16 protein-coding genes are annotated in these 20,691 nt (G+C 47.0%); 5 read left to right on the top strand and 11 right to left on the bottom strand.

Annotated features, from left to right (window positions below):
* Positions 1-9: 9 nt before the first annotated feature.
* The 3 genes from MKO97_RS09220 to MKO97_RS09210 all read right to left on the bottom strand — a co-directional run bounded on the left by MKO97_RS09220 (position 10) and on the right by MKO97_RS09210 (position 5,097).
* Positions 10-1,323: an MFS transporter gene (locus tag MKO97_RS09220; protein ID WP_241102926.1), complete on the bottom strand. Its 1,314-nt coding sequence runs from the start codon at positions 1,321-1,323 to the stop codon at positions 10-12.
* A gap of 377 nt (positions 1,324-1,700) precedes the next feature.
* The gene (locus MKO97_RS09215; protein WP_241102925.1) at positions 1,701-2,516 is read right to left on the bottom strand and encodes a M48 family metallopeptidase; all 816 of its coding nucleotides are present in this window, start codon (positions 2,514-2,516) and stop codon (positions 1,701-1,703) included.
* Between the two features lie 178 nt (positions 2,517-2,694).
* Positions 2,695-5,097, bottom strand: coding sequence for a glycoside hydrolase family 31 protein (locus MKO97_RS09210; protein WP_241102924.1), 2,403 nt, complete (start codon positions 5,095-5,097; stop codon positions 2,695-2,697).
* Between the two features lie 364 nt (positions 5,098-5,461).
* Between MKO97_RS09210 and MKO97_RS09205 the strand changes: the two genes are divergently transcribed.
* Complete coding sequence (locus MKO97_RS09205) at positions 5,462-6,967, top strand: carboxypeptidase-like regulatory domain-containing protein (RefSeq protein WP_241102923.1); 1,506 nt, start codon at positions 5,462-5,464, stop codon at positions 6,965-6,967.
* Between the two features lie 74 nt (positions 6,968-7,041).
* Here the strand turns inward: MKO97_RS09205 and glgB are convergent, their stop codons facing one another.
* From glgB to MKO97_RS09185, 4 genes are all read right to left on the bottom strand, one after another.
* Positions 7,042-8,940 carry a 1,4-alpha-glucan branching protein GlgB gene (gene glgB, locus MKO97_RS09200; protein WP_241102922.1) on the bottom strand — a complete coding sequence of 633 codons (1,899 nt, stop codon included), beginning with the start codon at positions 8,938-8,940 and terminating at the stop codon, positions 7,042-7,044.
* Between the two features lie 560 nt (positions 8,941-9,500).
* Entirely contained in the window at positions 9,501-10,025 is a 525-nt protein-coding gene (locus MKO97_RS09195) for a hypothetical protein (protein WP_241102921.1), read from the bottom strand.
* A 39-nt stretch (positions 10,026-10,064) separates the two neighbouring features.
* Entirely contained in the window at positions 10,065-10,694 is a 630-nt protein-coding gene (locus MKO97_RS09190; RefSeq protein WP_241102920.1) for a hypothetical protein, read from the bottom strand.
* Positions 10,695-10,918: 224 nt separating this feature from the next.
* Positions 10,919-11,848 (bottom strand): fibronectin type III domain-containing protein, encoded by a 930-nt coding sequence (locus MKO97_RS09185; RefSeq protein ID WP_241102919.1) that lies wholly within the window; start codon positions 11,846-11,848, stop codon positions 10,919-10,921.
* Between the two features lie 1,606 nt (positions 11,849-13,454).
* Between MKO97_RS09185 and MKO97_RS09180 the strand changes: the two genes are divergently transcribed.
* The 4 genes from MKO97_RS09180 (at position 13,455) to MKO97_RS09165 (ending at position 17,027) form a co-directional block, all read left to right on the top strand.
* Positions 13,455-14,063, top strand: coding sequence for a hypothetical protein (locus MKO97_RS09180; RefSeq protein WP_241102918.1), 609 nt, complete (start codon positions 13,455-13,457; stop codon positions 14,061-14,063).
* Between the two features lie 131 nt (positions 14,064-14,194).
* Positions 14,195-14,932 carry a hypothetical protein gene (locus MKO97_RS09175; protein ID WP_241102917.1) on the top strand — a complete coding sequence of 246 codons (738 nt, stop codon included), beginning with the start codon at positions 14,195-14,197 and terminating at the stop codon, positions 14,930-14,932.
* 223 nt (positions 14,933-15,155) lie between these two features.
* Complete coding sequence (locus MKO97_RS09170) at positions 15,156-15,611, top strand: hypothetical protein (protein ID WP_241102916.1); 456 nt, start codon at positions 15,156-15,158, stop codon at positions 15,609-15,611.
* A 42-nt stretch (positions 15,612-15,653) separates the two neighbouring features.
* Entirely contained in the window at positions 15,654-17,027 is a 1,374-nt protein-coding gene (locus MKO97_RS09165; protein ID WP_241102915.1) for an amidohydrolase family protein, read from the top strand.
* A gap of 300 nt (positions 17,028-17,327) precedes the next feature.
* Here MKO97_RS09165 and MKO97_RS09160 read toward each other — a convergent pair whose 3' ends face one another.
* The 4 genes from MKO97_RS09160 to MKO97_RS09145 all read right to left on the bottom strand — a co-directional run bounded on the left by MKO97_RS09160 (position 17,328) and on the right by MKO97_RS09145 (position 20,484).
* Complete coding sequence (locus MKO97_RS09160) at positions 17,328-17,498, bottom strand: hypothetical protein (protein ID WP_241102914.1); 171 nt, start codon at positions 17,496-17,498, stop codon at positions 17,328-17,330.
* 115 nt (positions 17,499-17,613) lie between these two features.
* Positions 17,614-17,979: a nuclease-related domain-containing protein gene (locus MKO97_RS09155; protein ID WP_241102913.1), complete on the bottom strand. Its 366-nt coding sequence runs from the start codon at positions 17,977-17,979 to the stop codon at positions 17,614-17,616.
* 73 nt (positions 17,980-18,052) lie between these two features.
* Positions 18,053-19,447, bottom strand: coding sequence for a hypothetical protein (locus MKO97_RS09150; protein ID WP_241102912.1), 1,395 nt, complete (start codon positions 19,445-19,447; stop codon positions 18,053-18,055).
* Positions 19,447-20,484: a nucleoid-associated protein gene (locus tag MKO97_RS09145; protein WP_241102911.1), complete on the bottom strand. Its 1,038-nt coding sequence runs from the start codon at positions 20,482-20,484 to the stop codon at positions 19,447-19,449. The genes MKO97_RS09150 and MKO97_RS09145 overlap by 1 nt, the downstream gene beginning before the upstream one ends.
* Positions 20,485-20,691 lie beyond the last annotated feature (207 nt).

Here is a 20,691-nt window from a genome sequence, read left to right as displayed (position 1 = left end):
ATACAGAATTTACTGTTTTGAGGAAGTTTGGGCCGGAATTCGCAGTAATAAAAGTAAGCCGATCAGGAAAAAGCTGGCGAGGAAGACCGTCGCGAACCTCGGGCTGCCCGTATACTGGTCAATCACGCCGTAAACCGACATACCCAGTACGATGCCGATTTTCTCGGCTACGTCGTAGAAACTAAAATAGGAAGCGGTGTCATCGGTTTCGGGCAGGAATTTCGAATAGGTCGAACGCGACAGCGACTGCACGCCGCCCATGACGATACCGACCAACGCGGCCATGATGTAGAATTGGTTGGGTGTGGTGACGAAATACATCGTGGCACACAAACACATCCAAAAGGCGTTGATGACGACTAATACGGGAATGTTCCCGAAGCGCGCCGACGCTTTTGAGGTCATGTAGGCACCCAACACCGCCACCAGTTGGATGACGAGGATACACACAATGAGACCCATACTCGGATCAGCCCCGTATTTTTTCCACTCGATTTCCTGTGCGCCGAAATAGGTCGCGGCCAACATGACGGTCTGCACGGCCATACTATACACGAAGAACCCACCCAGAAAACGGCGAAGGCGTATGTTGCCTGACAGCGCCTTCCCTACTTTTTGCAGTTCACGGAAACCGTTTAAGAGCACGGCGCCGTTTACTTTGTGTCCGGCTCCGGCCCCTTTGGGCAGGTAGCGATAGGTATATTGGCTGAAACCGATCCACCAAACACCCACCATCACAAAACTAAGGCGCATGGCCTGCTCGGCTTCGGCTTCTCCGTCGGCCATCAGGATAAGCGCGAGGTTGACGATCAGGAGCAGCACACTTCCAATATACCCGAGGGAATAACCCTTTGCACTGATGGCGTCCTGTTGCTCAGGAAAGGCAATATCGGGAAGATACGAGTTATAAAACACCAGACTGCCCCAGAACCCGATGAGGCCCATGAAGTAGCAGAGTAGCCCCGGATAGATCATGTTGAGGTCGAACCAATAGAGACCGATGCACGATAGCGCCCCGAGGTAACAGAAGAAGCGCATGAAGGCTTTTTTGTTTCCTACATAATCCGCCACGCCCGACAGTAGGGGTGACATAAAGGAAATGACGAGGAAGGCGGCCGCGCTGGTAAAACTGATAAGCGCCGAGTTCTTCATTTCCATGCCAAAGACGGTGATGTAGTCGCCTTCTCCGCGGATGGAATACAACAAGGTATAAAACACAGGAAACACCGCAGAGGAAATCGTCAGCGGGTACACAGAATTCGCCCAGTCGTAGAAGGCCCAGGCGTTTAGGAGTTTCTTATCCCCTTTCGGAAGATGCGCCATACGTGATTTTTGGCGTGAAGGTAGGGAAAATAGTTTTCAGTAGGCAGTGGGCAGTAGCCAGTCGCAGTCTCAGTAGTGGGCAGTGGGCAGTCTCAGTAGGCAGTTATCTTCCACGCGAGCACGTAGCTTCATTGCCACGCACCATCTGTCATCCCGACGCAGGAGGGATCCCATTCAGTGAGCAGTCGCAGTCTCTGTAGTGGGCAGTGGGCAGTCTCAGTAGGCAGTTATCTTCCACGCAAGCACGTAGCTTCATTGCCACGCACCATCTGTCATCCCGACGCAGGAGGGATCCCATTCAGTGGGCAGTCGCTGTTGCTGTGGGAGTTGCTTACTACATTTCTCCCGATCTTCCGATCTCCCCAACTCCCGAACTACTAAAAAACGACCCCAAACTTCGCCGCTGTAGCTTTCGCCTTCGGCACCATTTTCTTCAGGTTGGCGATACGGGTCGCGTCTGACGGGTGGGTGCTGAGGAATTCCGGCGGGCCGCCTTTGCCCTGGACCGACATCCGTTGCCAGAATTCTATGGCTTTATCGGGATTGTAACCGGCGATGGCCATGAGGGTCAGACCGATTTCGTCGGCTTCGCTTTCGTGGCTGCGACTGAAGGGGAGCATAATGCCTACCTCAGAGGTGAGTCCGTATGCCGTCATGAACAGCTGTTGGGTTTCCGGAGCCTTACCTGCGGTGGCGATGGAAAGTGCGGCGGCACCGAGTTGTTGGCCCTGTGCGGCGGTCATCCGTTGCGCCCCGTGGTTCGAGAGTGCGTGTGCGACTTCGTGTCCCATCACCGTGGCGAGTCCGGCATCATCCTTCGTAATGGGCAATATGCCGCTGTATACGACAATCTTGCCTCCGGGCATACACCAGGCGTTAACCGCTTTATCTTCGACCAATTTATATTCCCAGGCATACCCGTTCAGGTAGTCTTTTTGGCCGATCGAGGTCAGGTAACGTTCCGCGGCCCCCTTGATTTTCAGCCCCACCGATTCGACCTGTCGGGCGGCCGGTGTTGCACTAATGACTTTATTTTCTTTCAGGAATTCTCCGTATTGCGAGAACGAAAGCGGAAACAACTCGCTGTTGCTCACAATATTCGCGTATTTCTTTCCTGTAAAAGGGTTGGTCGCGCAGGAGTAAATTATGGCGGCCAAAACAAGGGTTCCAAAGCAAACCAGGATTCGTTTCATAAATGGGAGGGTTTTACGACAGGGTAAAATTAGGATAATATCCCGACCTTTTCTTACAGAACGATGTCATTTCGTTTAAAAATTCGTGGGTTTTATACGATTCCCCCGCGACCGGATCCATCGGGGAAACATAAAAAACCCGGGCGTTCACCCGGTTCCTTTTACGTTCAATATCTCCTTATTTCGACAAATCCTTGCCGGTAATGTGTACTTCCGTGAAGTCTTTATCGACCAACAGTGTCCCGTCTTCTGCCAGGGCGTTGGTCGCACGTTCGTTGTCGATATAGATGGAGTGGATTTCAAACGGCAACCCGTGGAGGTGGATCCGGAATTTGCTATACGGCAATTCGAACTTCCCTTCCTTATGCTGCTGGAAAATCAATTGGTTCTCGCGGCCATTCAGGCTGAAGGTCGAAACGCTGTAACGTCCTTTGTTGTAGTCGTAGCCGTCGTGGGAATCTTCGTATAGATACGATTTTTCCTTGCCGAGTTTGTAGTAGACGTCAAGGGTAATCTCATTCAGTTCCACTTCATCTACATACTGCTGCACCGGATATTTCGGGATGATCGCCCCTTCTTTGATGAAGAGTGGTATTTCGTCATAGGCCGTGCGGACCCACAGTTCGCGTTTGCCCGGTGTAAGCTCGCCCGTCCAGTAGTTGTACCAGTTCCCTTTCGGCAGGTACATCCGGCGGCCCTGTGCATTCGGTTCGAGTATCGGACATACGAGGATGTGGTTCCCGAAGAGGAATTCGTCAGTTCGGTAGTGCGTCTGTGCGTCTTCCTGGTCGAAATAGAACAACGGCTTGAGCATCGGCACACCGTCCTGGATGTATTCCCAGAACATGGTATAGAGATACGGCAGGAGTTGGTAGCGAAGGGAAACGAATTTACGGGTGATGTCGATGACCTCCTGGTCGAATGACCACGGTTCCTGGTCGCCATGATCACCTGAGGAGTGCGTACGGCAGAACGGATGGAATACGCCCAACTGGATCCAACGGGCATAGAGTTCGCCGGATGGCTGCTCGGCGAATCCACCGATGTCAGAGCCGGTGAAGCCCATCCCTGAAATCGACATCCGTTGCATCTGGATGTTGGCAATCCAGAGGTGTTCCCATGAGGCGACGTTATCGCCCGTCCAGGAAGAGGTAAACCGCTGTGCGCCCGAATAGGCCGAGCGGGTGATGATGAACGGACGCTTCGGATAGGCAAAGCGCTTCACCCCTTCATAGGTGGCGCGGGCCATTTGCGTACCATATATATTGTGTGCCTTGCGATGGCTGCATGGGTTGCCGTCGAAGTCGTGGCGGACGTCCATCGGGAACGTCTTACCCGGAACCTCCATAACGGCAGGTTCGTTCATGTCGTTCCACACGCCTTTCACACCGATATCGGCAATAAGTTCCTTGAAAAGTCCGGCCCACCACTCACGTACGGCCGGGTTGGTATAATCGGGGAAGTTGCATTCGCCCGGCCATACTTTTCCTTTCATATACGGTCCGTCGGCACGTTTACAGAAATAGTCGTTGGCCAGCGCTTCCTGGTAGACCCAATAGTCGTTGTCGATCTTGATGCCCGGGTCGATGATGACGATGGTCTTGAAACCGTCTTCTGCCAACTCGGCAACCATTTTCTTCGGATCGGGGAAGTATTCTTTGTTCCAGGTGAAACAGCGGAAGCCTTCCATGTAGTCGATATCGAGGTAGATGGCATCGCACGGGATACTGAGTTCCCGGAACTTTTCGGCCACTTCGCGCACTTTACTTTCCGGATAATAGCTCCACTTGCACTGGTGGTAGCCCAGGGCCCACATTGGCGGCATTTCAGGAACGCCGGTGAGTTGGGTGTAAGACGTCACGACATCCGACATTTGCGGACCGTAGAAGAAGTAATAGTTCATTTCGCCTCCTTCGGCCCAGAAGCTGGTCACATTCCGCCGCTCGCAACAGAAATCGAAACCGGTGCGGAAGGTGTTGTCGAAGAAGATACCATAGGAAATCTTGTGGTGGAGGCCGATGTAAAACGGCACGACCTTATATAAAGGTTCCTGGTCACGGTGGAAGGCGTATTGGTCGGTTGCCCAGTTCTCCACGCGCTTGCCTTTGAGGTTGGAGTGTGACGCTTTGTCACCCATTCCGTAGAAGCTCTCACCTTCGCGCGACTGCTTGCTCATCTTGACGATGTTGCCGCCAAAGTGGTAACTCTCTTCCCAGTGAAAGCCTTTTTCGTCTTCGAGGATCAGGTGGCCTTCGATATCGTAAAGGCCGACCCGCATGTCGTTCTTGCGAACGCGACAGAGCACTTTACTTGTCTGGATTTGCCAGTATTCCTTGTATTCTTTGACTTCGAGGAAATTATATCCGTGCGATTGGTTGGGATCGATAGCATAGGAAAAATCCTTGCTGAAATAGCCCTTCGCCGTATACCGGAAGCGCAACAGACTGTCACGCAGTACCGTTACCTTGAGGATGACGTTATTATCGGAATGGAAAAAAATCGAATCTCCTTCATGGACCACCGACGCGATCCCGCTGGGATATTGGTCGCCCTTAAACTCTAGTTCAGTATTGGTGATCATGCGCTTGTTTTGTGCAAAAAAACCAAAAATACAAAGATGGGGACGATTCCGACCGAACGGTCTATAGGAGTTATCAACGATAACGATTGAGTTTGGGGAAAAGCAGGAATACCAGTCGATTATAGCAACACTCACGTAGGAAATACCTGTCGGTGGGAATGCGGCGACACCATCCAAAACCATTCCTCCTTTTAAAAAAAACTGTAGACTATTCGACTGATAATCAATACATAAAAAACATATTGCAAAAAAAATACGGCCGCCGTGCAACGTTTTACCGGTTTGTGTCGTCTACTGCCGGGATGCCGACTTACAAATTCCGTATATTTAGCCGTCAGACGTCCCTAAATCAAATCCTAACCTTATGATTCGAAAGCTCCTCTCCTATTTTCTGGCCCTTTTTGCCTTGCCGGCGCTGGCCCAAACCAATGCCCGGATTGTCGACTCGAAATCCGGCGAAAGCATTCCGTATGCGACCATCACCTACAACCAGGGTGAGCATTTGATTTCCAACGATGACGGTATTTTCACCATTCCGGCCAATACGTCTGACGATACCGTATTAACGGTGAGTTTCCTTGGCTACACACCGAAACAGGTGCGCGTGTCGGAATTGTCGGGGAAAGACCCGGTAGTCAAAATGGAAGTAGGCGTATTCGAACTACAGGACGTGAAAGTCACCAAACCCGATGCCAATGCGATTATGGCAGCGGTGCGCCAGAATTTGTCCACGAATTACAGCCGCTTGTCGAAACCCATCAAGAACCGGGTGTTCATGCGGACGTCGAGCCTTTTCCGCCCCCAACAGCTGGAGGTAGAGATCACGAAATCAACCGGTTTCACCAAAAAGAACCTCGAGCAGGTCAACCAGGAAATCGGAGCTTTAGGCCGATCGCTCAAAACACAGCCACCGAAAGAATACGCCGACCGGCTGTTTGATTATGTGCTGGCGCTGCGAACGGGTAAGAACGGTAACACCTATCCGGAGGCCAAATTGCGTATGTTCAAGGCGGTGAAAATCAAAAACGAAAACCGTTCCACCGATTTGGACCAGTTGCAGCAGACGGCTATGAAAACGCTGCTGAAGCATATCGATACCACTAAATACTACCGTATGAAAAGCGGCTGGTTCGGTTCAAAAGATACCATCGACCTGACCGACAAAAAAGAAAAAAAGAAGAACCCGCTTAAAGAACTAAATGCCTCAAAGTATAAAGTGCAGGAAGTGTTGGGCGGCCTCAGTCCGTTGAACAACAAAACCCTCGACTTCATCAATATGCCTGATCGGTATGAGTATAAGTATGAAGGCGCAGTTTATTCCGATGAAACGGACTGGGTGTATGTCATCAGCTTCACGCCCGATAGCCGAAAAGCCAAATTCCTGGGGAAACTCTACATCTCCCAATCGGATTTTGCGATTGTGCGTATGGATTATCAATTAGAGGAAGGCGAAAAACTCGAAGGCATTAACCTCAAACTCCTACTCGGCATCAAGTTCGCGGAAAACGTCGCAAAAGGAACGGCGATTTTCAGGAAAGACCCTGACGGACAAGGTTATTACCTGCAATATGGCGCGCGTGAATCGGGAAGCTACTTCTACGTACACCGCCCGCTCAAACTCATCGAAATCACAAAAGACCGCAGCGAGCGCGATGTCGTAGCCTTTGAATTCAAGATTGAAGGAAACCAGTCAGAGAAAACCGAATACCTCAACCTGTCGCGCAGCTCGGCCACGGACGGGGAATTCGAGGAACTGAAAGAAGCGGAGTTCAAGTATGACATACTCCGACGATACGACCCTACTATCTGGAAAGATTACGGCGCTATCGCCCCGCTGGAAGAAATGAAGCAATACCAGGCAGGTGATTAAAAATGTAAAAGGCCCCAACGAATGGGGCCTTTTTTATTTCTACCAGTTAACCTACTGATTGTTCTCTCCTCATTTTACAAGGTAAACACCACTACCCCTAATGGCGGTAAGGTGATCGAAGCGGAAAACTCACGCCCGTTCCATGGTTCTTTGTCAATCTTGATCGATTTTCCGTTCAGCACGCCACTGCCTCCGAAATCGGCATGATCGCTGTTGAATACTTCGGTGAGCTTGCCTTTTGCGGGCAGACCGATGCGGTAATCGGTGCGCACGACCGGCGTGAAGTTGCAGACCACCACGACGTCCTGTTTCGGGTTTTCGCCTTTGCGGATGTAACTCAGCACGGCATTCTGGTGATCGGAATAAGAAATCCATTCGAAGCCGTCAGGGCTGAACTGTTTCTCGTATAAGGCCGGATGTGAGGTGTATAATTTATTGAGTGCGGCAATGGTCTTCCGGATGCCTTCGTGGTAGCCAAACTGCAGCAGGTGCCAGTCAAGCGACCCGTCGAATTTCCATTCGGCCGATTGTCCGAACTCGTCGCCCATGAACAGCAACTTGGCACCCGGGTGGGTGAACATATAGCCATAGAGAAGACGAAGATTCGCGAAGCGCTGCCATTCGTCGCCCGGCATGCGGCCCAGTATCGAGCGTTTTCCATACACCACTTCATCATGTGACAAAGGCAACATGAAATTCTCGGAAAACGCATAGGTCATCGAAAACGTCAGGTCGTTCTGGTGGTATTTGCGGTAAATCGTCTCGCGTTTGAAATACTGGAGGGTATCGTGCATCCATCCCATCATCCACTTCATGCCAAAACCAAGGCCTCCGGCAGAAGTCGGACGCGATACCATCGGGAAAGACGTACTCTCTTCGGCAATCGTCTGTACGCCATCAAACATGGTGTAGACCGCTTCGTTGAAGTCTTTGAGGAAGCTGATCGTTTCGAGGTTTTCGCGGCCTCCGAACATATTGGGTTCCCATTCTCCGTCGTTTCGCGAATAATCGAGATAGAGCATCGAAGCTACGGCATCCACACGGAGTCCGTCGGCATGGTACCGATCAAGCCAGAAGATGGCATTGGAAATCAGGAAGGCACGTACCTCATTGCGCCCGTAGTTGAATACGAGGCTTTTCCAGTCGGGATGATAGCCCTTGCGCCGGTCGGGATGTTCATAGAGATGCGACCCGTCGAAAAACCCGAGTCCGTGTGCGTCTTCCGGAAAATGCGACGGTACCCAGTCTAGGATGACCCCGATACCTGCCTGGTGCAACTTATCGACCAGCACCATGAAATCCTGCGGTTTGCCGAAGCGGGAGGTCGGTGCGTAATATCCCACTAATTGATACCCCCATGACGGATCGTACGGATATTCCATGACCGGCATGAACTCGACGTGCGTGAAGCCGGTTTCTTTTACATAGTCGACCAATTGGTCGGCCATTTCAAGATACGTCAGGAATTTCCCTTCGGCGTTGCGGCGCCACGAGCCCAAATGGACTTCATATACGGAATACGGCTTGTCGAGTCCGTTCTTGTCTTTCCGCGACGTCATCCACGATTTGTCTTTCCACTTATAATCGAGGTCCCACACCACCGAAGCCGTTTGCGGCGGGTGCTCGCAGAACAAGGCGAACGGGTCGGCTTTTTCGGTTATGGCCCCGCTGTTGGATTGTATCTTATACTTGTATCGTGTTCCTTTTTCTACACCGGGAATAAAGCCTTCCCAAATTCCGGAACTGTCCCAGCGCACCATCAACGGATGTTGTCCCTGCACCCAGTAATTGAAGTCGCCAATTACCGATACCGAGCGGGCGGCGGGGGCCCAGACGGCAAAATACACCCCTTTTACACCGTCGACTTCGGTGAGGTGTGCGCCCAGTTTTTCATATAGCCGGAAATGCTTACCGGCTTTGAAAAGATTGATATCGAATTCGGAAAAGAGCGAATACGGTTGTACAGCATTCATGGTTGGATAGTTGGTTTAGGAGATAAACATACGGAAAAACGGTGAATTTTTCGATTTGATACTGAAATGTGATGATGGGTCGGTGGGTTTTGGGTTTTGGGTTTTGAGTTAGAGGGTTCACGCGAGAAAATACAACTATCGTTTGACTTTTGAAGGGAAACGTAGCCTTTAATCGGCGCAGGGCGGGCGTTTTGGGTTTTGGGTTTTGGGTTTTGGGTTAGAGGGTTCACGCGAGAAAATACAACTATCGTTTGACTTTTGAAGGGAAACGTAGCCTTTAATCGGCGCAGGGCGGGCGTTTTGGATTTTGGGTTTTGGGTTTTGGGTTAGAGGGTTCACGCGAGAAAATACAACTATTTGACTTTTGAAGGGAAACGTAACCTTTAATCGGCGCAGGGCGGGCGTTTTGGGTTTTGGGGATTGGCTGAGATGAACAATGAACAATGAACTATGAACTATGAACCATGAACCATGAACCATGAACTCTAGTAGTGTGAGTGGTTGGTTGTTAGACGTTTTTCCTCTTTCCTCTCTCCTCTTTCCTCTCTCCTCTCTCCCCTTCACTTCCTCAACTCATCATCCGCAAAGCCGTCCTTAAAAACCTGCTTCCTTGGATCGTATGCTGTTCGGTCTTTTTTCGCGCGGGAGGCATACGCTTCTTCTTCCGTCCAAAGGCGAACGTGATACGAAATGCCGCGTTTCTGGTAGTAGTCGATGATGGTCTTAACCGCTGGCGTGCGTATCACCTTTTGGGAAGACGCGATGCTAATGGTGGTTTTGGGGCCGTATAGTGAGTCGGGTATCTTCCGAAGCGCATCCGGTAATGCATCGATGGGGATTTCGACCAGGTCGCGCGGCACCAGGTTCAATCGGGGTGGTTTTGAGAAATCGAGAAAGGTTCCGCAGAAGTAGTCGCCTCTTTTTTGGTGTACGAAAATGGCGGTTGAATCGAGTAACACAAAATTCACCGGACCGTAAAAATCGGTGGAGGGAGCGGCGTCGTCAATTACGTAGAAATCCTCATTGGGCTTTTGACAGCCGATGAGCGTCTGGAGCAGCAGGAAAAATAAGAGGTAATATCTCATCGAACTATTCAGTATGCGTGTACGCGGTCGTCGTCCGCCCTATATCTTTTGCATTATTCCGGTGAAAACCTCGTTATGCCAGGTTGATCGGTATACAACGGTTTGGTTATCGAGCACGCCAATGACCTTTACGTGTATAACCGCGTCACTTCTCATCCCCGTCGTATCAGACCCCGGATTGATAAGTTCGAATTCACAGTCTGAGATCCACTTTACCTTACTGGTTATACGTTGGCCCGGCCCCGTCTCTATTTGGTCGTCGCCTGTTCGTTCTACTATGATGCCGGCAAAGTCCGGGTCTTTATAAATGAACCTTCCTTCTTTCAGAAATCCCAACTCTTTGCACTGTTCTTCCGGGAGCGTGCTGTTTTCATACTTGGGATTGATCAGTTTAAGAGTGAACTGCAGTTTGATACGTTCCCCCTTATATCCTTCAAACACATTGCGTTCCAACAGCGAGATGAATCCATCGATCATTTTTTCGTTGTCAAAAGTCGTCCTTTCGGCGACGCGGGTGATGTCAGTCATTTTCCCTCCCTTTTCAAGCCAAAAACGGATGACCAGGGTTTCGATATCGTCTACACCCGGGAAATAGATTTCTTTATAGTTCTGGCCAAACGCAGATAGGACCTGAAATAGAAGTACTACCGTTAGGATTTTATAGCGCATCGTTCTGGATATTGACCTGCGGTTAAAATGACAGGTCATAACGGATTAAACAGTCGAAGATCTCCGGCGACTAAAGTAGTAAGAAAACCGGAACATATTCTTCCTCCATTCCACCGTTACCCAATTCCTCAAGCGCTCAGGAACTCAGGGACTCAGGGACTCAGGGACTCAATTACAAAAAAAACGCACCCTCCCGGATGCGTCCTTTATACAGTAAAGTAGTATCAGAAATAAAACGGCCCCGCCCACGCACTGCTCTCGCCGTTACCGCAGTTGGCACGCACGAAGAAGGCGTCCCAGTTGCAATACATGCCTGAAAGCGCGATGCTCGGGTTCGATGTCGTGAAGGTAGTGCCTCCGGCCGGATTATTCACACCTGACGCACTCACGACCGAAATCGTGTAGCTCGTGGGCTGCCCGAACTCATACGACCAGGTAAACCCACGGGTTTCTCCATTGCCGGAATTACACGCACCGGAAATGTTGTATGAATTGAGGTTGGTGGGCTGCGGACAAGACGCTACTGTCGTGTACGGCACTTTCGTCCACGGCGTGCCATCGGTATCATAACAGACCGCCCGGATATAGAAATCATAGGCGGTACTGGTTTGCAGGTTAGAAAGGTCAATGGTGTAATCGGAACCCGTGGTAGAAAGCCGTGTGCCGGTGCCGCGGGTGAAGCCTTGCAGGCCGTACTCGAGTTCGTAATGATTCGGTTGTGAATTGGTGTACGAAAAATACAGACTGGCAGTGGTCGTCGAATACTGGGTCACACTTACCGATGCGGTGCCGGTGCACTCACTCGGGTTGGTGGTGATGCTGGAGAGCTCATACGGCTTGCTGGTGCTTTCAGCACTGCAGATACTGGTTACGTACACATCGTAGGTAGTAGACGGTGTGAGTCCGGATACGGTCACATAGCTCGTCGACGTGGTCATCGATTGTCCGCTGCCCGGCGTAAAACCCGTCGGCCCATATTCAATGCGATAGCTGTTCGCATCGGCGGTCGTTTCAAAACTAAGGTCGATAGCGGTTGGCCGCGCAAAAAAGGTTGCACTCTTGATTTTTCCGCAGCCGCCTCCGTCGTCGCCCGAGCAACCACCGAGGAACCAGACCAGCGCGATAAGGGCACCGCCCCCTAACTTTCGTAACATAATATTTGATTTTTGGAATCGCAAACATAGGGCTATTCTTGCAATAAACAAGGAGGGTTTTGGGGTTTGGGTTTTGGGTTTTGGGTTGGGTTGATCCTCTCGGGAAAATACTTGTAGGGTTTGGGTTTTGGGTTTTGGGTTAGAGGAGTTCACGCGAGAAAATACAACTATCGGTTTGACTTTTGTAGGGAAACGGGCCCTTTAATCGGGACGAGCGGGGTTTATTTGACGTTTTTAGAATAGCGTTTATTTTCACCCGCAACTATCAACCATGAACCATGAACTATGAACTATGAACCAATAACTTTTGAGTTAAGATGTGCCTTTTAATCGGGACGGGGCGGGTTTTGAGTTTTGGGTTTTGGGTTTTGGGTTAGAGGAGTTCACGCGAGAAAATACAACTATCGGTTTGACTTTGGTAGGGAAACGGGCCCTTTAATCGGGACGAGCGGGGTTTATTTGACGTTTTTAGAATAGCGTTTATTTTCACCCGCAACTATCAACCATGAACTATGAACTATGAACCAATAACTTTTGAGTTAAGATGTGCCTTGTGGTTGGGACGGGGTGGGGTTTGAGTTTTGGGTTTTGGGTTTTGGGTTAGAGGAGTTCACGCGAGAAAATACAACTATCGGTTTGACTTTGGTAGGGAAACGGGCCCTTTAATCGGGACGAGCGGGGTTTATTTGACGTTTTTAGAATAGCGTTTATTTTCACCCGCAACTATCAACCATGAACTATGAACTATGAACCAATAACTTTTGAGTTAAGATGTGCCTTGTGGTTGGGACGGGGTGGGGTTTGAGTTTTGGGTTTTGGGTTTTGGGTTAGAGGAGTTCACGCGAGAAAATACAACTATCGGTTTGACTTTTGTAGGGAAACGGGGCCTTTAATCGGGACGAGCGGGGTTTATTTGACGCTTTTAGAATAGCGTTTATTTTCACCCGCAACTATCAACCATGAACCATGAACCATGAACTATGAACTATGAACTATGAACTATGAACCAATAACTTTTGAGTTAAGATGTGCCTTGTGGTTGGGACGGGGTGGGGTTTATTTGACGTTTTTAGACTAGCGTTTATTTTCACCCGCAACTATCAACTATCAACTATGAACTATGAACTATGAACTCTAGTAGTGTGAGTGGTTGGTTATTAGACGTTTTTCCTCTTTCCTCTTCCGTCCAAAGGCGAACGCGATACGAAATGCCGCGTTTCTGGTAGTAGTTGATGATGGTCGTAACCGCCGGCGTGCGTATCACCATTTGGGAAGACGCAATGCGCCGATCCTCCCTATCTCAATTCCTCAGTTCCTCTGTTCCTCCAATTCCTCAATTCCTCAGTTACTCAGTTACTCAGTTACTCAGTTGCTCAGTTCCTCAGTTGCTCAGTTCCTCAGTTACTCAGTTACTCAATTCCTCAGTTACTCAGTTACTCAGTTACTCAGTTACTCAGTTACTCAGTTACTACGCGCTCTATCAACGCTTTTTCTTATTACCTTAGCATCAGACACTTCCATAATCATCAGGCAGTTGGATTATGGACGCATCCTCAGGTTACCTGAACTTACCTAACCTTACTACTAATTTTAAAAACGCGAAACCATGACGGATGGGCTAAAAACAACCCTGATTGCCGGCTTCTTCACGGCGATTGGCGCCATCGGAGGCACCTTTGTGTCGGGACAGTCACAGATAGAACTGGCCGAGCGAAAATTCAATTCCGATCTGGTGATGAAAGCGCTCGAGTCGAATTCGCCACAGGAACGACTGGAGTCGCTTAATCTCATCATCGAAACGAATCTCTTGAAAGACGACGAGGTAAAAGAGGGCGTTGCACGGTATGCCCTGAAATTCAAGGATGATCCTTCTTCCATACCGCAAATCAAGAGCAGCTCGCAGTTTGAAGCACCGACAATTCCCAATTCACGGATTTACCTGCTGTGCGGCAGCAAAACGAAACAGGCTTTGTTGCCGGGCTATCAACAAGAACTGCAATCTGTGGGCTTTCAGGTTTTAGGGGCCAAATACATCAACGATGTCGGCAGGCCTACGGGTGAAGAAGTGCGCTATTTTAACGAGTCGGATGCCCTCCAGGCGTCGAAGATTGCCGAGGTACTGAAATTCAAATTGTCTATTCCCGACCTGAAAGCAAAGTTGTATGCCGATAGGTCGGCCAAGCCGGGGTATATTGAGATCTGGTTTGGGAAATAGTTGTCGGTTAAGCTGTGCCACGCTTATTCCATTACACGGCCTTATGTACCTAATTTTTCTTGCCGTAGTTAGCATTTTGTGTATCAAACGTCTTCCTAAACCCGTCCGAACAAATTTTAAAAACAATTAAAATGAGTAAAAAGATTGAAAACCAAGAAGTCTTCAAGACGCTCATTGAGAGCTACAGGAATCGATCGAGTCAATTAAAAAAATCGGCCCGACTTAAGTTTAATCTAGTTGTTATGGCATTATTCATGGCCATCCTGATATTTATTTTCGCCGGATTTTTGACAGCTCAAATCAGTAAGAATAGAAATGCTGAATATGAGGCGATGGAAGCCTCTATTGATAAACTCCTTGTAAAGCACAAAACGAGGTTGGACTCATTGAACAACGCTTCCAAATCGATCTATAAATTGCGATACACGACTAACGATTCCAAAAGTGATGAAGTACGCTATGCAGTTGAAGATGCTGCTTCAGACTATTTCAAAAAATACGGGGGTGGCCATATCGAACTATTACAGCAGGCTATATCCCAACTGGAAAAACTGGAAACGAAGAAAGAAAAAGATCAAAAAAACGATAACTACTTCGACTTTTTCACCACTTTAAGTACCCGTATTGGCGCTATCTTGATTTTGATTTTCCTAGTACAGTTATTAATTCGTATCTATCGGTACGATATCCGAATTGCAAATTATTACGATGCAAGGGCGGACGCCTTGGAAATTCATTCCAGGGATTCCAATCTCACTTTCGATAAGATCATCAGTATGGTTTCTCCGGATATATATGACATTGGGACATCAAAGTCACCTTCACAATCGATAATTTCACTATTACAAACGCTGGAAAAGTTCCGATAGCTCCGACAAAGCTTATTGACTTTCCAAAGCCTCTTCTGATGTCTATTGAGCAGTTAGTGGGCTAGTAATTAGCTCCTCAGTTACTCAGTTACTCAGTTACTCAGTTACTCAGTTACTCAGTTACTCAGTTACTCTCCTTCAACCCTAACTCCACACGCCCCATTTACGTATATTTGAAAACGAATGCTAACTACACCACCCGATTACGTCAAAGAGACACCACATGGAGATCACCAAATTAAACACGCCGGAACACCCTTTTTCCGATGCCAAATTGAACAAAACGTATACGCAGTTTGGAGAACTGCTTGACGAACTGGGCCAACGAGAACTGCCTGAAACCATCATAAGTGCCCTAAATGCGAGTGTTGACAAAATAAACGCGTCGACACTGGAAGGCAACCAATTGTGCCGGTTCATCAAACAACAACAAACCTCGTTGCTGAGAAAGATCGAAAAAGAACTGAAACTCGTACCCAGGAATCATTACCGAAATATGTGGATGATGCTCGGTATGACAACATTTGGACTGCCGATTGGCGCTGCCATTGGTGTCAGTATCGGAAACATCGGCCTGCTGGGCATTGGTTTACCCTTCGGCATGGGAATCGGAATCGTGATGGGTTCCGCCATGGACAAAAAGGCCTTGAAGGAAGGACGGCAATTGGGTATTGAGTAGAAATTGAAAACCATAAGAAATCTGGGCATCCGGCAGCCATTCATGAAAAAGTATCTAACCCTTTGCCTTTTATTGCTAACACTACTACAGGCTTGCAAACCAGATAAAACCTATGATTTGGTCATTACCCATGCACAGGTACTGGATGTAAAAACGGGAAAGACAACAGACGATCAGACGATACTCATCCTAAATGGACGAATTGAAGCTGTAGTTAGCCGTTCTGATTCCTACACTGCCAAAGAAACGATAGATGCCAAAGGAAAGCTGGTTACCCCTGGCTTTATTGACACCCATATTCATCCGACAGACGTGTTTGGAGACTATGAAAATGCGCCGACGTTTTTAGCGAAAGACAGCCTGGTTTCACTACGCAAAAAATTGTCGGACGACTATTTGCCACATGGAACCACGACAGTCCTGACCATGGGACAACCTGAAAATTGGCTTACACCGTTAACAGAATGGCAGAAGACGCCCGATCCAAACTACGTAGACTTCTATGTATGTGGTGGGGCATTGATCTCAAAAGACAACAGAGTTCCTTATATCGGGCACACGGAAGTCGTAACTCCCGAAAAAGCAAGACAAAAAATTATAGCGTATCACAACCTCGGATTACAACACCTGAAACTGTACTTCCGCCTGAAAGAGCCTGAATTTTCTGTTTGTTGCAAAACCGCAGACAGTCTGAAAATGAAAGTTTATGGACACATTGGCGATTTCAACCCAGCGTATTTAACCATGCAACATACGTTGAATGTCGGTTTAACTAATTACGAGCATATTGCTACCATTCCGAACAGCATTATAACAACCGATGCAGATTGGGAAAAATTGAATAAACAATTCAATGCAAATTTTGGCGAACTGAATACCGAGGCCAGGATGTTGGAATTTTTCCTGGAACAATTCAGATTTATTGACGAAAACAAAAAGCCTGAAATGGTGACTTTTATAAACAATCTCGCCAGGAAAAAAGGAACTTTTTCGACAACCATTCACCGTATTTACGAGCAATTTGAGCCGACCTATTTCACCACTCCCAAAGACACGACGTTAACTACAAAACAGCTCAAACGGTGTAGAGAAAATTTTGCGATTATGATGAAATACACAAAAACGATGCAAGATAAGGGAATTGAAATCCGATTGGGTTCCGACATGCCTAATGGTGGCAAAGTGAATATCTCAGAGCTCCTTATTCTCAGCAAGTATGGTTTTAGTGTTTCAGAGGTAGTTAGAATAGCAAGTTATAATGGCGCAAAAGCAATGGGGATAGAGCATGAAACGGGCTCGGTAGAACAAGGCAAAAAGGCCAACTTGATTTTATGGGAGCAAAATCCGTTTGAAGATCCCCGCCATTTCATGGGGAAAATGACCATAGTGAAAGGCGGGAAAATAGTGAAAACCTAGCGCTGGGTTGGGTTTTGGGTTTTGGGTTGGATTGATCCACTCGGGGAAATACCGGTATGTGTTGAGTTTTGAGTGTTGAGTTTTGAGTTAGACTGATTCACTCGGGAAAATACTTGTAAGGGTTGGGTGTTGGTTCTTGGTTCTTGGTTCTTGGTTCTCGCTACTTGCTACTTGCTACTTCTTTCGACTTTCGACTTATCCTCAGTTTCTCAGTTACTCAGTTTCTCAGTTACTCAGTTATTCAGTTCCTCACCCTCCCGCCCCAAACTGTCTTCGCCACTGTGTAACGTTGATCACGTGCTATTGTACGATTTGGTGATCGGCGCCATTTCGGGCCGCAGCTGCCAGAAAGTGCGCCACTTCCCATTTGTCTTTGTAAGGCGCTGATTTACCACTTGCGACAATGCCATTGATGACGTTTGCCACCTCATGCCATTTGACCAAAAACGTATCAGAGGGTATCTCCTTCACTTTTACGAACTGACAATTTCCATAAAAAACTACGATGGAATAAAAGGGAATATCCCTGAATTGCGGAAGCTGGTCTCGTAAGTCCGAGACGTGCTTTCGGTTCTGGAACACCGGGTTATAAAAACGGGTACTTATACCGCCCGTAGCCCATTACCTGCGTCCAGTTTCGTTGCGTGCCCGTTCCGAAGATCCAGCCGCTATACTCCTTCACCTCAAATACGAGAATGCCTACGTCCGTGGCCAGCACCAGGTCGATCTGGGTATAGGTTCCGTTGCGGTTCCGGATATACAGGTCATGGAAGATTGCGGTGTTACGAAAACCCATCCGCAGCAGTTGCAGCACCAATTCCCGCTCGGAGGACGTACCGCGGTGCCGCTCCGTGACCGTTTGGATGGCTTGTACATTCTGGCGTTGCCGGTAGAGGATGAAGCCAATGGTGGCGAAGGCGAGGCATACAAAAACAATTGATAGGGGATGCATTTGACTCTATGACATAATGGAAGTAAAGTTCGATTGTAAAGGGAAAAGATTTGCTTTTGGGATTCTAAACTTATCAGACAAGAGCTTCCTTTAAAATATCTATGAATTTGTATGATATGATCGAAAGAGCTAAATAGGTCATTATGAGAAAACCGTAATAACAATATGTGAACAATTCCCTGCGTTCGACGGTTTCTTTGAGATACTTACGAAATTCCAATTCTGAAATGTACTCGCGAGACGTGCGCTTCCAATATATAAACTCGTCTTTTGCCTTACTTATATCAAGAAAATCAAAAACAGATTGAAAGATAATCGAGAGGAGAAAATATGCGGCAAAAGCCTTAAAAACAAGATTAATAACGGGACTGTTCGTAACAGAAATGACATTTTCGACTTTAGACAGAATAGTAATTCCTATCAATAATAGTCCTGCCAAAACGTCTCGTAGCAAATTGGATAGCAATGTCCTAACCTTATTAGTGTAAAGATCCGATATACCTTTTAAGTCTTTAAGTAATTCTCTCAGTTCTTTTTGATATTGATCTTTCCTTTCAAAAGTTATGAAGGCATATCGTTCTTTCGCTTGCTCTAGGCAACTTCTGTTAAGACGTAATAATTCCGAAATATAATCCTGATTTAAATCGATGTCCAGCGTTAATCGGTCCAGAAACAGCTTCAGCTTTAAGTCGGTCCGTTCCTCATAAATCCAAATAACAGCAGATTTTAACTGTCGTAACTGGTCGATGTTTAATGCTGTAATGTTTTTATAGAAAACAAGATCAATTCTCCGTACACCTCTCAGAATGATAGAGTCGCGACTCACAAATTCCGAAACAATACACGCTCCTAGCGCTTTTGCGGACATTTCAAAAAATGGTGCGGTCGAATCGTTGCATTCCCCATCGGTAACAAGAAGCTTAGCTGGTTCGATGGTAAAATTATCTCTGCTTACGACATGAATTGACGAATTAACCTCATCAAAGCTAGGAAGGCCATTAGCGGCTCCAAAATCCAATTGTAGATGTGGATCGCAGATAATATAGTTACTTGCGATTATTTTATGTTTGAGATTGTTGACGTAAATCCTAATTGGGTAAGCCGAAAGAAGTGGATTTGTTTTATCAAAGGGTTCTAACGCCCTAGCCCAAGTATTAAATGTAACTAAGTCGTAGAAAAAATTTGCTCGATTGTATTCCAAACGAGACGTTTTATTAATGTTCATCTGCCATAAAGAACCATTAACCAAGTCTTCTTTGAATTCCTCATAACTAGTCGAATTTCCATCTATCTGCCATGTAATGCCGAACTGAAGATTTTCCGACTGACTGAATTTCTCGATTTGACTGAATAAATCGAAATCACCGCCATTCTGCCAAGTCCCTGAAAAAGTTAAATATGACCATCCCTCCTCAATTTTAGATAGCGCTTTTAATTTCGAAAAAACAGAAAATAAATCTCTCAGCATCACATATAGGTTATACTATGCGACGTAATGGCAATATGATATAATCCATCTTCTGATTTTTGTGGAATATTGATATTAGCATCTTCTGCCGAGCCTGTCCATTGAAGCGTTACACCTTCAGATGTCTTAACAGTGTTCCTTTTTGTTTTTCTGTTAATTGAGCCTTTGTTGGGAGGAAATTCTTGTCCATGTAAACCAGTTTCAATCATATAACTTCTAAACGATTCTTTAAGAATCTCTCGGCGATTTTCGTCTTCATCAATTACTACAAAATCTATATATTCATCCGTACTAAACATACTTGATGTCGATAAATACGTTATCGCACGTTCCTTATAGTGATACGGCTGTTGCTCTGGATCCAAAATGTCTCTGTTGGCGCTTGCCCAGCGATTTGGAAGCTGTATAGCGTCCGTTGTCCACTTACTTGGTGTATCCCTTGGTTTAACCGAAAGGAAGTTTTTGAAATAATCTGTAAGGCTTCCCGGTTTTGCTCTATCATAAGCTAATACGTCCCAGATATAATAGTCTGTGACGTCAATTAAAGCCACTTTCTGGACAGCAGATTTATCTTCGATAAAAGTATTTTTGATTTCCTCCAATAGAGCAGTTGCATCTTTTACTTTGTATCGATATACCTTTTTATGATCCAACTTGACCAAAAAAATCAAGTTTCTTTTCCCGTCAATTTCAGCGAGAGCAGTTATAAAAACACCGTCAGAAGTATTCTTACTATGCCGACTTTTAAAATCCGCAGTCAGACTCTTGGAAACCTCGAGAAAATTCTGTGACGTATTTTCAAGTAATTTTTGGCACAATTTGTAAGTTGCTCCAGTCGTCTTGTCAGCAAAAATAAATTGGTTTCCTTGCGATACATCAATCAATCTATCTCTAAAAAATTGCTTCTGTTCATCCGATATCGTTACGGCGTCCAGATATCGAGGCTCTTCTTCTTCCTGTACAATGATGTGGAAAATAAATTCCTTAATAACAATACTTTGCTTCTCAGCTAACGATAGCACGCTTTCTTTTGCCATTGGGGTAAATAGATTTCATCGAAATTAATATTAAACAAACTGCACTGGAATAGTATTCAGCTGTCTGTAAGTGAATATACAATAAGGTCATTAACACTACGGATACAATCTACCCAATCCCCTCCTTCCACCTCCCTTCCATCGCCCATCGACCCATTTTTCCGACTAACACACCGCCCCTACGTAGTTCTACGCAGGGCGGTGTAA

Origin of the sequence: Flavobacterium sp. HJ-32-4, assembly GCF_022532105.1 — a bacterium.
In the GTDB taxonomy this organism is placed as follows: Bacteria; Bacteroidota; Bacteroidia; order Flavobacteriales; family Flavobacteriaceae; genus Flavobacterium.
Note: the sequence above shows the minus strand (reverse complement) of the source record. Positions and strands in the feature narration are given on the sequence as shown.

Coding starts and splice junctions, on each gene's coding strand:
- MKO97_RS09220 (WP_241102926.1), bottom strand. CDS start 1,323: ATGGCGCATCTTCCGAAAGGGGATAAGAAACTCCTAAACGCCTGGGCC.
- MKO97_RS09150 (WP_241102912.1), bottom strand. CDS start 19,447: ATGCTGAGAGATTTATTTTCTGTTTTTTCGAAATTAAAAGCGCTATCT.
- MKO97_RS09195 (WP_241102921.1), bottom strand. CDS start 10,025: ATGAGATATTACCTCTTATTTTTCCTGCTGCTCCAGACGCTCATCGGC.
- MKO97_RS09190 (WP_241102920.1), bottom strand. CDS start 10,694: ATGCGCTATAAAATCCTAACGGTAGTACTTCTATTTCAGGTCCTATCT.
- MKO97_RS09210 (WP_241102924.1), bottom strand. CDS start 5,097: ATGATCACCAATACTGAACTAGAGTTTAAGGGCGACCAATATCCCAGC.
- MKO97_RS09185 (WP_241102919.1), bottom strand. CDS start 11,848: ATGTTACGAAAGTTAGGGGGCGGTGCCCTTATCGCGCTGGTCTGGTTC.
- MKO97_RS09215 (WP_241102925.1), bottom strand. CDS start 2,516: ATGAAACGAATCCTGGTTTGCTTTGGAACCCTTGTTTTGGCCGCCATA.
- MKO97_RS09175 (WP_241102917.1), top strand. CDS start 14,195: ATGAGTAAAAAGATTGAAAACCAAGAAGTCTTCAAGACGCTCATTGAG.
- MKO97_RS09180 (WP_241102918.1), top strand. CDS start 13,455: ATGACGGATGGGCTAAAAACAACCCTGATTGCCGGCTTCTTCACGGCG.
- MKO97_RS09155 (WP_241102913.1), bottom strand. CDS start 17,979: ATGCATCCCCTATCAATTGTTTTTGTATGCCTCGCCTTCGCCACCATT.
- MKO97_RS09205 (WP_241102923.1), top strand. CDS start 5,462: ATGATTCGAAAGCTCCTCTCCTATTTTCTGGCCCTTTTTGCCTTGCCG.
- glgB (WP_241102922.1), bottom strand. CDS start 8,940: ATGAATGCTGTACAACCGTATTCGCTCTTTTCCGAATTCGATATCAAT.
- MKO97_RS09170 (WP_241102916.1), top strand. CDS start 15,156: ATGGAGATCACCAAATTAAACACGCCGGAACACCCTTTTTCCGATGCC.
- MKO97_RS09145 (WP_241102911.1), bottom strand. CDS start 20,484: ATGGCAAAAGAAAGCGTGCTATCGTTAGCTGAGAAGCAAAGTATTGTT.
- MKO97_RS09165 (WP_241102915.1), top strand. CDS start 15,654: ATGAAAAAGTATCTAACCCTTTGCCTTTTATTGCTAACACTACTACAG.